Below are 13,541 nucleotides of genomic sequence, written 5' to 3'. Positions count from 1 at the left end.
GGCGTCCCAATGGGCGTTAGCATGCTTGATAATGCGGCATGTTCAAGGGTAATTGGTATTAAAAAATAAGGGGCTATGTAGGAACTACGTTCCCACACGGCCCCCCTCGCATCCATAAGGTGACTTAATTCCTCAAACAGACATTCGCATTATTCGATGGAAAGGAATACCCCGCCGGACACGTAGGCGTACCATTCACATCAATTGGTCGTACTGAGCGAGGGCCACCGGGGTTGGCAGGATCATCGGCAGCGTCGGCGGAACAATCGCCCCCAAGAGCACAGGCAATGTCATAGTAGACACCCTCGACCTCGTCTCCGAGTACGGTGAGCCCGCCAATAACAACAATAGCAATAAGCACCAAAAGGAGGGCGTACTCGACAAGACCTTGACCGGCGCTACGAACATGCCAGCCCTGCGACTCATGCTGCCAAAAGGCGTTCAGCAGGCTGGTGGATGGAGGCGGATCGGGCGATTGAATGGGAACCATGATAGTCCTCCTGATAAAAGGCTGATATGCCTACTATACATCATACCGTAGCTGTCAAGGAGCTACGCCCTACCAGCCCAAGACATACGCAAAGATAAGCGGAGCAACGATGGTTGCATCCGATTCGATCATAAATGTAGGCGTGGTGGCTGTAATCTTGCCCCAGGTGATCTTTTCGCTTGGCATAGCCCCAGAGTAGGAGCCATAGCTGGTGGTTGAGTCGCTGATTTGGCAAAAATAGGCCCAGGGCCGGACATCTTCCACATGGAGGTCTTGGGCTAACATTGGTACGACACAGATCGGAAAGTCGCCCGCAATCCCGCCACCTATCTGGAAGAAGCCGATGCCATGCTGCTTTGAGCTTTCACGGTACCATGCGGTAAGATCGATCATGGTGTCTATGCCATTGCGAACCGTTGAGGTTCGTTGGATCGTTTGACGGATACAATGGGCGGCAAAGAGATTACCAAGACTCGAGTCTTCCCAACCAGGGGTAAAAATGGGGATTTGCTTTTCACATGCGGCTACGACCCAACTCTCTTTGGGATCGATTTGGTAGAGATGTTTGATCGATCCATCCTTGAGAATGCGATAGATGTATTCATAGATAAAATAGGATTCCTGCTTTTGATCACAATCTACCCACTCTTGCAGGATGCGCTCACCAAAGCGTAAAAATATGTGTTCAGGAATACATACATCGGTCACACGATGCAAACCTTTAAGCATCAAATTCTGGTCATCTTGTGGACTCAAACTGCGATACTGGCGCACGCTTTGGTACTCTTGACGCCCAAGGAGATTAAAGATGTCTTCTTCTAAATTTGCTCCGGTACACGATATGGCGTGAACTTTCCCTTGCCTAATCATCTCGGCTAACGATAAACCGAGCCGTGCGGTACTCATCGCTCCAGCCAGGGTAACCATAAAGATACCGCCTTGGGCGCTATGCTCGCTATAGGCGCGCGCGGCGCGCACGAGCTCGGCGGCGTTGAAATGGTGAAAGTGGCGTTCCATGAACTGTGTGACGGATTCGTGCATGAATGTACTCCTTTGGGTTTGGGTAATTTTGATTAACTTATGTTTTGCTTCGTGCCCATGCTTGGGTAATGCGATCAAGGATGATGGCAAGGATCATAATAGACAACCCTGCTTCAATGCCACGGCCTGTCTCGTTGCGAGCGAGGCCGCGTACCGCTTCGATGCCAAGGCCCGCCCCGCCAACCAGCCCCGCGATGATCACCATCGCAAGCACCATGATGATGATCTGGTTGATTGCCAGCATGATCGAAGGCAGCGCCTGGGGGATTTGTACCTTGATCATTGTCTGGAGCCGACTAGAGCCAAACGACTCGGCAGCTTCAACCGTTACCTTGGGCACCATCTCGATGCCCAATTGGGTCAACCGAATGCCCGGCGGCAGCGCATAGAGTACGGCGGCAATCAGGCCGGGGACGCGCCCGATATTGAAGAGCATAATCACCGGCACGAGGTAGACAAAGGCCGGGATGGTTTGCAGGATGTCGAGGATCGGGCGTAGCGCGGCGCTGAAGCGGGGGCTTTGCGAAGCAACGACGCCAATTGGCACCGCAATCAGCACCGTCATCAGCACCATCAGAATCACTTGGCTTAGGGTCTCCATAGCGGGTGCCCACATGCCCAGCAGCCCAATCATGACCAGGCCAGCCGCCGTGCCCAAGGCCAAACGCAGTCCGCCAGAGGCATAAGCAATAGCCGCGATAGCCAAGATGATAGCGGGCCAAGGCAGGTGGTTCAATAACAGATCGCGGCTAGGGTTGAGCAGGTAGTAGATAATGCCATCACTCAGCGGCCCGGTTATGAAGTAGAGGTTATCGCGTGCCCAGGTAACCGCGAAGTTGGCCGGTTCGCGCAGGCTCCAGCGCCAATCGCTCGGAAAACTGCCCAGCCCCCATACAAGGACATCAACAAGCACCACGACCACACAGAGTAGCAGCGCATTGATGAAGCGCCCATAGGTCTGAAAGTAGTAGGCCAGATCATGGGGCAACCGGGCCGCAAGGGCACTCGCAGGCCAGTGGGCCAAAAAATCCTTGCGTTGCGTCGTCACTGGTGCAGCAAAGTCAATCCGCGTCAGCGCCGCACTGAGCCGGTCGAGCAGCATAGCGATACAGACAATCACGAGGCCCGCTTCGAGCGCACGGCCCACATTGAGCCGTTGCAGTGCCACCAGCACCTCACGGCCTAAGCCACCTGCGCCGATCATGGCCGCAATCACCACCATGCTCAACGCCATCATGATGGTCTGATTGACACCCATGAGGATACTTGGCAGGGCCAGAGGCAGTTGCACGCCCCGCAGAATCTGCCAGCGGGTGGCCCCAAACGCCTGCGCCGCCTCCACCGCCGCCTGATTGGACTGCCGAATCCCCAAGTTGGTCAGGCGAATGATGGGCGGCAGAGCATAGATCAGCGTGGCAATCACGGCTGGCACGCGGGCTACGCCAAAGAAGAGCAAGACCGGCACCAAATAGACAAAGGCCGGAATGGTTTGCATCGCGTCAAGCACAGGGCGCAACACCCGGTCGAGGCGATTACTCGCTGCTGCGGCCATGCCCAGCGGCACACCAATGAGGATAGCCAGCACCAGCGTAGCCAACATGAGCGCCAGGGTCTGCATGGTAGGCACCCACAGCCCAAAGAGGCCAGCGAGCAGCAGACTCCCGGCACAGAAGAGGCTGAGGCGCACGCCACCCGCAAGGTAACCAAATAAACCAAAGATCAGCAACAGCACATACCAACTGGGGCGCAGCAGCATCTGTTCACTCAAGCGGAGCGCCTGGTCAATCCCACGACTCAGCGGCGTAAAGCCAAAGACAAAGACAGGATGGGTAGCGCGATTGGCAATCACCCAACGTTGAAACTCATCAATCGGCGCACGCAACCCCAAATTCCATGCTTCAGGGAACGCACGTGGCACCGCTGGCCAAGCCACAGCCAGCACACCAATCCCCAACGCCACCCCAACCCACATCAGGGCTTGCAGGAAGAGTTGGAAACTCGGTTGTTCAAATGGAAGAGGTTGGGAACGTGTTGTCATACCATTGGAGATTGGAGATTGGAGATTGCAGATTGCAGATTGGAGATTGCAGATTGGAGATTGCAGATTGCCGAACATGGCGTCCCAATCAGCTTTAGCGTTTCTTAGAGATGCTTTCAGGGCACGTTACCGTTTGGAGGTATTTAGCGCATCCTGATGCCACAAACCTATTTTCTACTTTCTCGTTTCTGTATGCTTCCCTTACTCCCGAATCAGTGCCTTGAGAACCCCGGCACGATCCACATGGCCAATGGTAAAGCCATTGCCATCGGTGACCGCCACCGGATCGCCGTAGGCGGCCATGAGCGGCAACAGATCGTCGAGGTAGGTGTGGGCGCTAATGGTTGGGCGATCAGCAGGGGGAGGCACAGGATTACACTTGGTCATCACCGCTTGGGCCGTCAGCACCCGGCCTCGCGGCGCATCGCGCACAAATGCGCCAACATAGTCATTGATCGGATTGAGTACCAACTCCTGGGGGGTGCCCACCTGAACAATCTGGCCATGGCGCATCACCGCAACCTTATCGCCAAGCTTCAGCGCTTCAGTAAAATCGTGGGTAATGAAGATACTCGTTTTATGCAGGGTCGCTTGTAGGCGTTGCAACTCTTCTTGCATTTCGCGTCGAATCAGCGGATCAAGGGCACTAAACGGCTCATCAAACAGCAGAATATCCGGGTCTACCGCAAGCGCGCGAGCGAGGCCAACGCGCTGCTGCATACCACCGGAGAGCTGACGGGGAAAGTGGTACTCCCAACCTTGCAGGCCCACCAACTCTAGCACCTGGGCTGCGCGTTCGCGCCGTTTCGGGCGCGGAACGCCACGCACCTCAAGGCCATAGGCCACATTATCAATCACGCGGCGATGGGGGAAGAGGCCAAAATGTTGAAAGACCATACTAATACGATTGCGGCGCAATTCCCGCAACTCAAGCGGGCGCATGCGTAACACATCTTGGCCGTCAACCAAAATCTCGCCGTGGGTCGGCTCGGTGATCCGTGAGATACAGCGCACCAAGGTGGACTTCCCGCTACCCGAGAGGCCCATGACCACAAAGGTTTCGCCGGGGCGCACCTCAAACGAGACGCCGCGCACCGCGACAATATGGCCCTCAGGCGGGGCAGGTGGGGTAGATTCGGTCGCTAATGCCTTGAAGATACGGCGGGGCGACCGGCCAAAGATCTTCCAGACATCGCGGCAGACGATCTTTGGCGGCATGACGTTAGGAGGGGATTCGTTCACGCCAAATGGCTCCTCGTTACGAACGGGCAGGTTGTGGGGGGGCGAAGCCCCATTCTAGCGAAAAAATTTGTTAGCGCGAAAAAGTTCTGGGCCGCACCGCTTGGCTTCGACAGGCTCAGCCAGCGGCGCGGTGGCTGCCAACCCAAGGCTTCTTCGCGCTAACAAAAATTTTTCGTTCGTGTTGGCGGCTTCGCCGCCAACACGAACGAAAAAGACGACTAATTCGTTGGCAGCCACGTGCGCCACGTAGCCTCGTTCGCCTCAACCCAAGCACGGGCAGCATCTTCGGGTTCTAGGTTTTCAAGCTCAACCGCAGCGATCATACTGATCTGATCTTCATTACTGTACCGCATATTGCTCAAAAGTGCATAGGCACTCGGCGCTTGCGCCTGCAAACCAGCCCAAGCAGCCTTAAAGAGCACATCTTCGGGGTAATCACAGGCAATCCCACCCGTATCGGCCTGATCGTAGCATGTATCAGTGTACGGGGGCAACTGCACTTCGGTCAAATCATACTTGGCATGCACCGAGTGGGGCGTCCAGAAGTAGAAGAGCAGCGGCGCATTGCGGCTATAGGCCGCATCGAGGGCCGCCATGACCGCCTGCTCCGAGCCGGACTGCACGACCTGCAGGTTCAGCCCCAGGTTGGCAATAATATCCTCATCATACTGCACCCAACTGGGATCGCCACCAAGAAACTGCCCGGCAACGCCAGTCTCAGCGGTGCTAAAGAGTGCCGCCAGTTCGGGATCGCGGAAGCCCTCGTAGGTTGCCAATTCAGGGTGCTGCTCAACCATATAGGTCGGCAGATACCAACCAATCTTGCCGATCACCCCTAAGGGGCCAAGATCTTCAACCAACTGCTGTTCCACAATGTACTGTTGTACATTATCTGCGTGGCCAGAGGGCCAAATCTCCAAGGTGGCGCTGAGATCGCCGCTGGCCAAGGCCGACCACTGAATATTCTCGTCAACCGTCACCACCTCAACGGTATAGCCAAGCTGCTCTTCAAGCAAAATCTTAGCCACATAGACATTCACCGACGAACCAGTCCAAGGATTCTCTGCCAGCGTAATCGTCATGCCATTCGGCGTTTGTGGGGGTGAGGCGGGTGCCTCAGCCTCAGCGGGGGGGGCATCAGAGACAGCAGGCGGGGCAGCGGGAGTCTGTGTACCACAGGCGGCCAACAGCAGCGCCATGGTGAGCAGCAACACAACCAAGGGCATACGTCGCAATTTGGGCATCAAGCACCTCCAGTCTTCAATGACAAGCGGATCGCTTGTCGGCTTCTACGCTTCCCCCCATATTACCCCACTTCGTGATTTTATGTTCACACAGCGGCGGGCTATACCCCAACTCCCGTTTTTTGTTCGGTTTTGGCGGCTTCGCCGCCAAAACCGAACAAAAAGAGTTTTCTTGGGGGTGGCGAAGCCTCCTCCCCCCCCTGTCGCAGGATTTGGGGCCGTGCCCCAACATGTTCAGCACCTGCTATGATAGAGCCATGAACCAACATTCAATCTCTAAGCCAACCAAGGGCCATCTGGTGGCGCTCGGCGGGGGCGGCGGGGTGAGCCAACTGCTTTTGGGCGCGGCCCCCTATTTCGCGCAGCGCACGGCGCTCATTGCCGTCACCGATACGGGGCGTAGTACGGGAACTGCGCGAGCGATTGGTGCGATTCCGGCCCCTGGCGATCTGCGTAATACGATGGCGGCCTTGGCTGCCGAACCGAATGGCCTCTGGGCCCGTCTCGTTCAGCACCGCCTCAGTGCCCCAAGCGTGCCCGCCCTCGACGGCATGGCCTTTGGCAACCTGATGCTCGCCGCATTGGCCCAACTCGACGGCGACTTTGAGGCTGCCGTGCAGACCCTCAGCCAACTGCTGCATTGCCAAGCAACCATTCTGCCAATTGCCAGCAGCGATGCCCACATCTGCGCCGAATTGGAAGATGGCACCGTAGTTGAACGTGAACTAGCGGTGCGCGGCCTGAACAAAGCGCCGATCAAACGGCTCTGGGTCAGTCCTCCAGAAACCCATGCCACCCACGCAGCATGTGCTGCCATTGCCAGCGCCGATCTGGTCGTGCTTGGCCCTGGCAGCTTCTACACCTCACTAATGGCCAGCCTCGCCTTCGGTGGAGTAGTTGAGGCTCTCCAACAGAGCAATGCGCCCATCGCCTTCATCTGCAACAGCACCACCCAACCCGGCCAGACCGATGGGATGGGGATCTATGATCATATCCAGCGCCTCGTTGCCCTGCTCGGCCCAGGCGTGCTTGATTACGCCCTGATCAGCCAAGGCGACCAGATTGCGCCCGAAGTACGGGCGGCCTATGCGGCCATTGGGTTACACCTGCTCGAACCGGATGAGCATGAACTGGCCCACATCCAAGCCCTCGGCGTCACCCCTATACTACGCCCTCTGCTGGAAGCGAGCAGTGGGCCACGGCAGATCTGGAACAAACTTGATACCATCCGCAGCGACCCGGCAAAGCTCGGTTTGGCGCTGAGTGAGTTGCAGATTGCAGATTGCAGATTGTAGATTGTAGATTGTAGATTACCGAACATAGAGTATTTCACCACAGAGAACACGAAAAAGTTTAAGGGAACACCATCCTGGCACGCCCTCTATCAAAACCTCGGTGCCCTCAGTGCCTCTGTGGTACAACACTCTACGTCCTCTCTCCCTCTAGGCAGCCAAGAAGCTCCCCAGCGTCGTATAGAACGCTACTGGATGCTCGGCCATCGGGATGTGGCCACAACGATCCAGGAGGACGAGGCCACTCTGTGGGAGTGCCTCGGCCAGGGCGGTGACGGCAGCAGCGGGAAAGATGGGGTCTTCGCGCCCACTCAGGATCAGGGTGGGCGCTTTGACATGCTCTATAGCGGCCAGCACCAATGGATCGCCCGTGCTACTTGCCGCCTCCAGCCCAACCCGCGCATCCATAGCCAGCAGATCGGTAACGCCCATCGCGAGCATAGGGTAGGGAATCTGGGTCAGATCATAGACCGCCTGGGATGCCAAGAGCGCCGGGAAGGGCGGGGTTAGCCAAAACTGGCGCAACCAAGGCCGCCAGAGCGCCAGCCAGGGCCGCCAGACATCGAGCCACGGAGCCAAGAGGGCGCTGTTGGTGCGCATCTGGATGTGGAGCTGCGTAATCATCAGGGCTTCACTGGCACTGCGGGGCAGGCCGAAGCTCACCAGCGCCAAACGATGCACCTGCTCAGGGAAGGCCCCGGCCATCAGCAGGCCCACCCCGGCACCAAACGAGTGACCACCAATCGCCAGCGCCTTCAGATCGAGGGCCTGCATAGCGAAGACCGCACTGCGGGTCAGATCGCCGAGGGTTGCTGCACCCTGTGGTGGGGGCGAAGCCCCAAAGCCAGGCAGATCGAGCGCAATGATATCGTAGCGATCCGCGAGGCTCGCAAAAGCCCCCACCCAATAGCGTGACGCCCCCCCCCATCCGTGGATCAACAACAGCGGCGGCCCCTCACCGCCACGGCGATAGGCCAACGGCCCAGTCGGCAAATCGAGCCAAGCAAGCGGCGGAAGCTGCATCCTTACACTCCAGGTACTTGTCTGGTGAAGTCTGTAACTCCAACAGGAATCATGGAAAGAGACAATAGCGTAGTGTACCAAGAGTAGCCCATACTAGCAACCTACCCAGGAGCATCCCCCATGGCAACGTGTTCGCCCGATCATATCTGGAACATCGCACATACGATGACCGACAGCTTCCTTGAAGACCCTCTGTTTGAGAACATCTTTCAAGGCATTCAGAATAAAGCCCAACTCCTCCATATCACCTCATTGCTCCAGATCAAGCAGGCCGCCAACTCTGAGCGCATGCAACTCCATCTGCTCGACGGCAACCCCAGAGCCTTCCTGATTGGCGGCTACAGCAAGCATCAGAGCTATTGGAAACAGGCGCTGCTGATGCTCAAAACCTACATGGTGGTCTTTAGCACCCTCAGTTGGGCCGACATCAGAACCCTCTGGGCCAACAATCAATCCATTCGCGACGTACTCAACCTCGGTTGGTATCAAGAATTCGTGGGTGAAAACTACTACCACCTCAAGATTATCGCCATTGACAAGCATCTACGAGGCACTGGGGCTTTTCGCAAGCTGATCACGCCGGTGCTGATCAACTGTGATCTCCAGCAAATTCCGATTGTGCTAGAGACCCACAACGAGCAGAATGTCGCCATCTATGCCCACTTTGACTTTGAGTTGGTGCATACCATCAGTGCGCCACATACGAATTTGAAGCAGTATTGCATGGTGCGTTATCCGCAGGTGTGATCATAGTGGTGAGTGGTGAGTGGTGAGTGGTGAGTGGTGAGTGGTGAGTGGTGAGTGGTGAGTGGTGAGTGGTGAGTGACGAGCAAGCAGTGCCAATTGGCACTGCTTGCTCGTTGTTTTGGTATACTGCATCATGATGGGGCAGAAGTTGCCCGTATATGCTTGGGAGTCCCTATGCGCCGCGCTCGTTTCTTGTTCCTGCTGCTCTTTGGCTTCAGCTTGTTGCTCGTGCCGGTAACGCCCACCCATGCGGCTGATTTTACGGTGACCAATACGGATGATAGTGGCGCTGGTTCGCTGCGTCAGGCGATTCTCGATGCGAATGGCAGCGCCGGGCCGCATACGATCAATTTTGCGCTGGTGGGTGTCGGGCCGCATACGATCAATCTGGCGACACCACTGCCGCCCATCACGCAACAACTAACCATTGATGGCCTCAATGGGGCGGATTGCAACTGGGTGCCGTCGGCGTTGCAGGTGGTGATCAATGGGGTGGGTAGCACGGGGGCGGGCATCCAGGAGGGCATGCTCACCCTGAGTGCGCCAAGCACCGTGCGTGGCCTCGTGCTCCAAGGCTACCAGGATGGCTTAGGTGCGGCGATCCGTATCAATCCTGGCGTGAACAATAGCCGGATAGAGTGCAACTTTATCGGTACCAATGCGACGGGTAGTGCGGCGGTACCCAACCAGACCGGTATCCAAGCGGTGGCGGCAAACAGTACCACGGTCGCCTACAACCTGATCAGTGGCCAGCGCGGCGGGATGGCTGGCAACAATCACGGCATCAGCATGAGCGTGGTAAGCGATAATACATTCATCGGCAACTATGTTGGCGTAGATGCCACCGGAATCAATGCGCTCCCCAACGATGGCACCGGTATCTTCATCCAAAGTGGTAGCACCAATAATCGCATTGGTGGCGCGACACCTGCCGAACGCAACATTTTGAGTGGGAATAGTTCGCGTGGTGTGGGGCTCTTCGGCAGCGATAGCAACACTGTGCTGGGCAACTACATCGGCCTGGGGATTGATGGTAGCACCGCGCTGGGCAATGGTGATGAAGGCGTCTATATCTCCGGTTCGCGCAACGTAGTGCAAGCCAATCGCATCGCGGCCAATGGTCAGGTCGGGGCCGCCTTTGAGGGTGGGGTGCGGATTAACGCGGCGTCGTGGGAAGCGATTGGTGGCAATGAGGTGCGCGGGAACTACATCGGCAGCGATGCGAGCGGCATGCAGGCGCGGGGCAATGCGCGCGGCATTGTGCTGCGCAGCGAGGGGACGAGCGCCAGCCATGGGACGATCACGGGAACGCTGATCATCAGCAATGTGATTGCGGCGAGTGGTAGCGATGGCATCCAGTTGCTCGGCCCGGGCGTGCGGATTACGCAGATCCAGGGCAACCTGATTGGCACCGATATGACGGGCAACGGGGCGCTGCCCAATGCCAATGGCATCTTCATTACCGGCGGGGCGCACGGCAACCTGATTGGCACTGATGGCAATGGCGTGGATGACGAAGATGAGGCCAATACGATCAGTGGCAATAGTGGGAACGGCATCATACTTGGTGGAACAAGTGGCTTTGTACCTGATCTTCCTCCCACCGATAACGTGATCAGCGGGAACCGGATCGGCGTGGCGCATGAGGGTGGCATGCTGGGCAACCAGGGCAGCGGCATCGTGCTGCGTCGTGCGGCCAATGGCAACCTGATTGGCCATCCAGGTAACGACGCCTTCGGCAACCAGATCGCCCACAATAACAACCACGGGATTCTCTTGGAGGGGTGGACAAGCGCGCCGGGTACAACCAACAATAGCCTGCTGCGTAACACGATTGAACTGAACCGCAACCACGGTATCTTTGCTGATCGCACGCTGCGCCACACGCCTGCGCCGGGCGATCCGGCCCCCGATAATCTGCTGCGCGACAATACGATCCGGCAGCATGGCGGCGATGGCATCCACCTCGTGGGTGCTTCGCCCCACATCTTTGGCAATACGATCAGTGGCAATAGCGGCAGCGGGGTGCGCTTGCAACCACAGATTGTCGCTGGAGGCGACTACCTGAGCCAGCCGCGGATTGGTGCGGAGGCGGACGGCAACAGCTTCAGCAACAACTGTCACGCCGGGCCTACCAACTGTGCGGCGATCTTTGCCCTTGATACCACCGCGGTCAATAGCAGCACGCTCTACAGCGACAACAGCTTTGGCAGCGGCACAGCGCCAGCAATTGAACAGCGCTGGTATGGGGCGTTGGAGATTCTGGCTGCTGGCGTGTCGGTGGCGGCCCCCGATGCGGGGGTGACACTGACCAGTAGCGGGCCGTCGGCGCAGAGTTTTGCCTTCACGAGCCATGGCGCACCCTGTGCTGTCTCCGGCTTCACGGGGAGCTATATCTTGCACGGGCCACCGGGCTTTGTCTGTGATGATGTGACAACCTGGCACCAGTTTACCCAATACACCATTGATCGCACAGGCAATCGGGTAGAGCAGACGCCCCACGTTAGCAATGCGCCGCCAACGCTCGCCCCGGTGAGCTACGCCTTTGATGGTGTCGCCAAAACTGATGGGCGCGGCATCACCAGTGGCCCCTTCTGGCGCTACCAGGTGGCCCAGGTGGAACTGCCTGCGGCTGATCTGCATTTGAGCCAGACGAGCAGCAGCCCCACGGTTGCTGCGGGCTATCCAATTACCTTTACGCTGGTGATCAGCAATGCTGGCCCCAATCCGGCGGGGGCGCGTCTGCAAGCGCCCGTGCCCGCCGACCTGGTTGACGCGACCTGGCGCTGCAGCGCGAGCGGCGGGGCGCTCTGCCCTGCCACGCTGCCCTCTGGCGATCTCGATACCACGATTGTAGAACTCACGAGCAGCGGCATCCTCACCTTCACCCTCAGCGCAACGGTGAGCGTGGATGCGTTGGGCCCGATTACAAGCAACCCCACGCTCACGGCGGTGGATGCGGCGGATCCCAACCCAGCCAACAACAGCGATCCGCTCAGCATAGCCCTGCTGCCAGTAGCCGATCTGGAGTTGGTTCATACAGCGCATACAACCACGGTTGAACCGGGCGGGCTGATCACCTACACGCTGACCATCACCAACCACGGCCCCAGTCAGGCAAGTGGTGTACTGCTGCACGACTACTTGCCCGCAGGCACCACGCTGCTGACGGCGACGCCGAGCCAAGGGACGTGCAGCGCCGAGGCGAGCCTCCTGACCTGCCGCTTCAACGCTACCATTCTGCTGGTGGATGGCGATGGCGATGCGAGCCGTGATGGCACAACGCTCTACCAGCAGGCGTTGGATGGGCTGGGTCTGAGCTATGTGCGCTTCGATCCGGAAGCGAGTCCACCGCTCACGGCGAGCGATCTCAGCGCCTACCCACTGGTGATCTGGGTGGGTAGTGAGTTGGGTGGGCCAAGTAGCGAGCAGGAGACGGCGCTGGCCGGCTACCTTGCTGCGGGCGGTCGGCTCTTTATCTCGGCGCAGGACTACTACTACGCTCGCGGTGAGGTAGTCACGCCCTTCATGAGCGCCTACTTGGGCGTGGATGCAGTTACGAATGACGTCACGAGTGCTACGCCCGTACACGGCGCAGGGCCGCTGGCAGGCTTAGGGCCGTATGAACTCGACTTCCCCTTTACCTTTACGGATTGGAGTGATGCGCTTACGCCCACGCTAGGGGCTACCACAGTGCTGCTCGATGCGAACGACAATAGCTTGGGTATTGCCACAGATAATACCATCTTCTTCTCCTTCCCGTGGGAGGCGGTAGCCAACCATGACCTCGCCAATGGCGAGGAGTTGCTCGAGCGGATCATTGGCTACCTTGCGCCTGCGGGCAATTTTACGCCGCTGGGTGTAGGCGAGGCGCTCACTGTCACCGTAGTCGTCCAGGCACCAACAACCCTTGGCCCGCTGACCAATAGCGCCCAGGTGAGCAGCAACGAGTTCAACCCCTCCACGCGCAACAGCACAAGTAGCTTCACGGTGATCGTAGGCACCCCCACCTCCGGCTACACCTCAACCCCTCCACCGAGCGCGACGCTCGACTTTGGCAGTGTCCTAGTAGGCAGCAGCAGCACACTGACGCTCACCATCAGCGCGACAGGCAACGCGCCGCTGCGCCTGAGCGACCCGCAGATCACTGGTACGGGCGCGATCAACTTCAGCCTCGCTGATCCAAGCCGCTTCCCGCTGGAACTTGCCGACGACGCGCACCACGTGGTCGCCTTGGTCTGTAGCCCAAGCGCCGTGGGCAATGTAAGCGCAACGCTCACCCTGAACACCAACGATCCCACCCAGCCCACGGTGAGCTACCCGTTGCGTTGTGAGGGCTTGTCTGAACCCACCCCGGAGCCCACCCCGGAGCCCACCCCGGAGCCCACCCCGGAGCCCACCCCGGAGCCCACCCCGGAGCCCAC

The 13,541-nt window shown here is 58.3% G+C and carries 9 protein-coding genes; 3 read left to right on the top strand and 6 right to left on the bottom strand.

The genetic code is table 11. The annotated features are described in order from the left end of the window. Positions 1-124: 124 nt before the first annotated feature. The 5 genes from CJ255_RS11300 to CJ255_RS11280 form a co-directional block, all read right to left on the bottom strand. Positions 125-490: a Flp family type IVb pilin gene (locus tag CJ255_RS11300; protein ID WP_097644210.1), complete on the bottom strand. Its 366-nt coding sequence runs from the start codon at positions 488-490 to the stop codon at positions 125-127. 69 nt (positions 491-559) lie between these two features. Next, positions 560-1,531: a deoxyhypusine synthase family protein gene (locus tag CJ255_RS11295; RefSeq protein ID WP_097644209.1), complete on the bottom strand. Its 972-nt coding sequence runs from the start codon at positions 1,529-1,531 to the stop codon at positions 560-562. A 37-nt stretch (positions 1,532-1,568) separates the two neighbouring features. Continuing rightward, the gene (locus CJ255_RS11290; RefSeq protein WP_097644208.1) at positions 1,569-3,647 is read right to left on the bottom strand and encodes an ABC transporter permease; all 2,079 of its coding nucleotides are present in this window, start codon (positions 3,645-3,647) and stop codon (positions 1,569-1,571) included. A gap of 123 nt (positions 3,648-3,770) precedes the next feature. Continuing rightward, positions 3,771-4,811 (bottom strand): quaternary amine ABC transporter ATP-binding protein, encoded by a 1,041-nt coding sequence (locus tag CJ255_RS11285; protein WP_217352436.1) that lies wholly within the window; start codon positions 4,809-4,811, stop codon positions 3,771-3,773. Between the two features lie 218 nt (positions 4,812-5,029). Further along, entirely contained in the window at positions 5,030-6,055 is a 1,026-nt protein-coding gene (locus tag CJ255_RS11280) for an ABC transporter substrate-binding protein (protein WP_097644206.1), read from the bottom strand. Between the two features lie 257 nt (positions 6,056-6,312). Between CJ255_RS11280 and CJ255_RS11275 the strand changes: the two genes are divergently transcribed. After that, positions 6,313-7,350, top strand: coding sequence for a gluconeogenesis factor YvcK family protein (locus tag CJ255_RS11275; protein ID WP_097644205.1), 1,038 nt, complete (start codon positions 6,313-6,315; stop codon positions 7,348-7,350). 147 nt (positions 7,351-7,497) lie between these two features. On the opposite strand, the gene CJ255_RS11270 is transcribed toward CJ255_RS11275, so the two are convergent. Next, positions 7,498-8,370, bottom strand: coding sequence for an alpha/beta fold hydrolase (locus CJ255_RS11270; protein WP_097644204.1), 873 nt, complete (start codon positions 8,368-8,370; stop codon positions 7,498-7,500). A 120-nt stretch (positions 8,371-8,490) separates the two neighbouring features. Between CJ255_RS11270 and CJ255_RS11265 the strand changes: the two genes are divergently transcribed. Beyond that, the gene (locus CJ255_RS11265; protein WP_097644203.1) at positions 8,491-9,117 is read left to right on the top strand and encodes an N-acetyltransferase; all 627 of its coding nucleotides are present in this window, start codon (positions 8,491-8,493) and stop codon (positions 9,115-9,117) included. 174 nt (positions 9,118-9,291) lie between these two features. Beyond that, the coding region (locus CJ255_RS11260; RefSeq protein WP_124681908.1) for a choice-of-anchor D domain-containing protein at positions 9,292-13,541 on the top strand (4,250 nt) is incomplete at its 3' end.

This window comes from Candidatus Viridilinea mediisalina (assembly GCF_002532535.1).
In the GTDB taxonomy this organism is placed as follows: domain Bacteria; phylum Chloroflexota; class Chloroflexia; order Chloroflexales; family Chloroflexaceae; genus Viridilinea; species Viridilinea mediisalina.
The sequence above is the reverse complement of the archived record's forward strand: the minus strand, read 5'-3'. Positions and strand labels throughout refer to the sequence as shown.

Bases quoted from the DNA above. Each gene is read 5' to 3' on its own strand.
- CJ255_RS11295 (WP_097644209.1), bottom strand. From the start codon at position 1,531: ATGCACGAATCCGTCACACAGTTCATGGAACGCCACTTTCACCATTTC.
- CJ255_RS11275 (WP_097644205.1), top strand. From the start codon at position 6,313: ATGAACCAACATTCAATCTCTAAGCCAACCAAGGGCCATCTGGTGGCG.
- CJ255_RS11290 (WP_097644208.1), bottom strand. From the start codon at position 3,647: ATGTTCGGCAATCTGCAATCTCCAATCTGCAATCTCCAATCTGCAATC.
- CJ255_RS11300 (WP_097644210.1), bottom strand. From the start codon at position 490: ATGGTTCCCATTCAATCGCCCGATCCGCCTCCATCCACCAGCCTGCTG.
- CJ255_RS11270 (WP_097644204.1), bottom strand. From the start codon at position 8,370: ATGCAGCTTCCGCCGCTTGCTTGGCTCGATTTGCCGACTGGGCCGTTG.
- CJ255_RS11265 (WP_097644203.1), top strand. From the start codon at position 8,491: ATGGCAACGTGTTCGCCCGATCATATCTGGAACATCGCACATACGATG.
- CJ255_RS11280 (WP_097644206.1), bottom strand. From the start codon at position 6,055: ATGCCCAAATTGCGACGTATGCCCTTGGTTGTGTTGCTGCTCACCATG.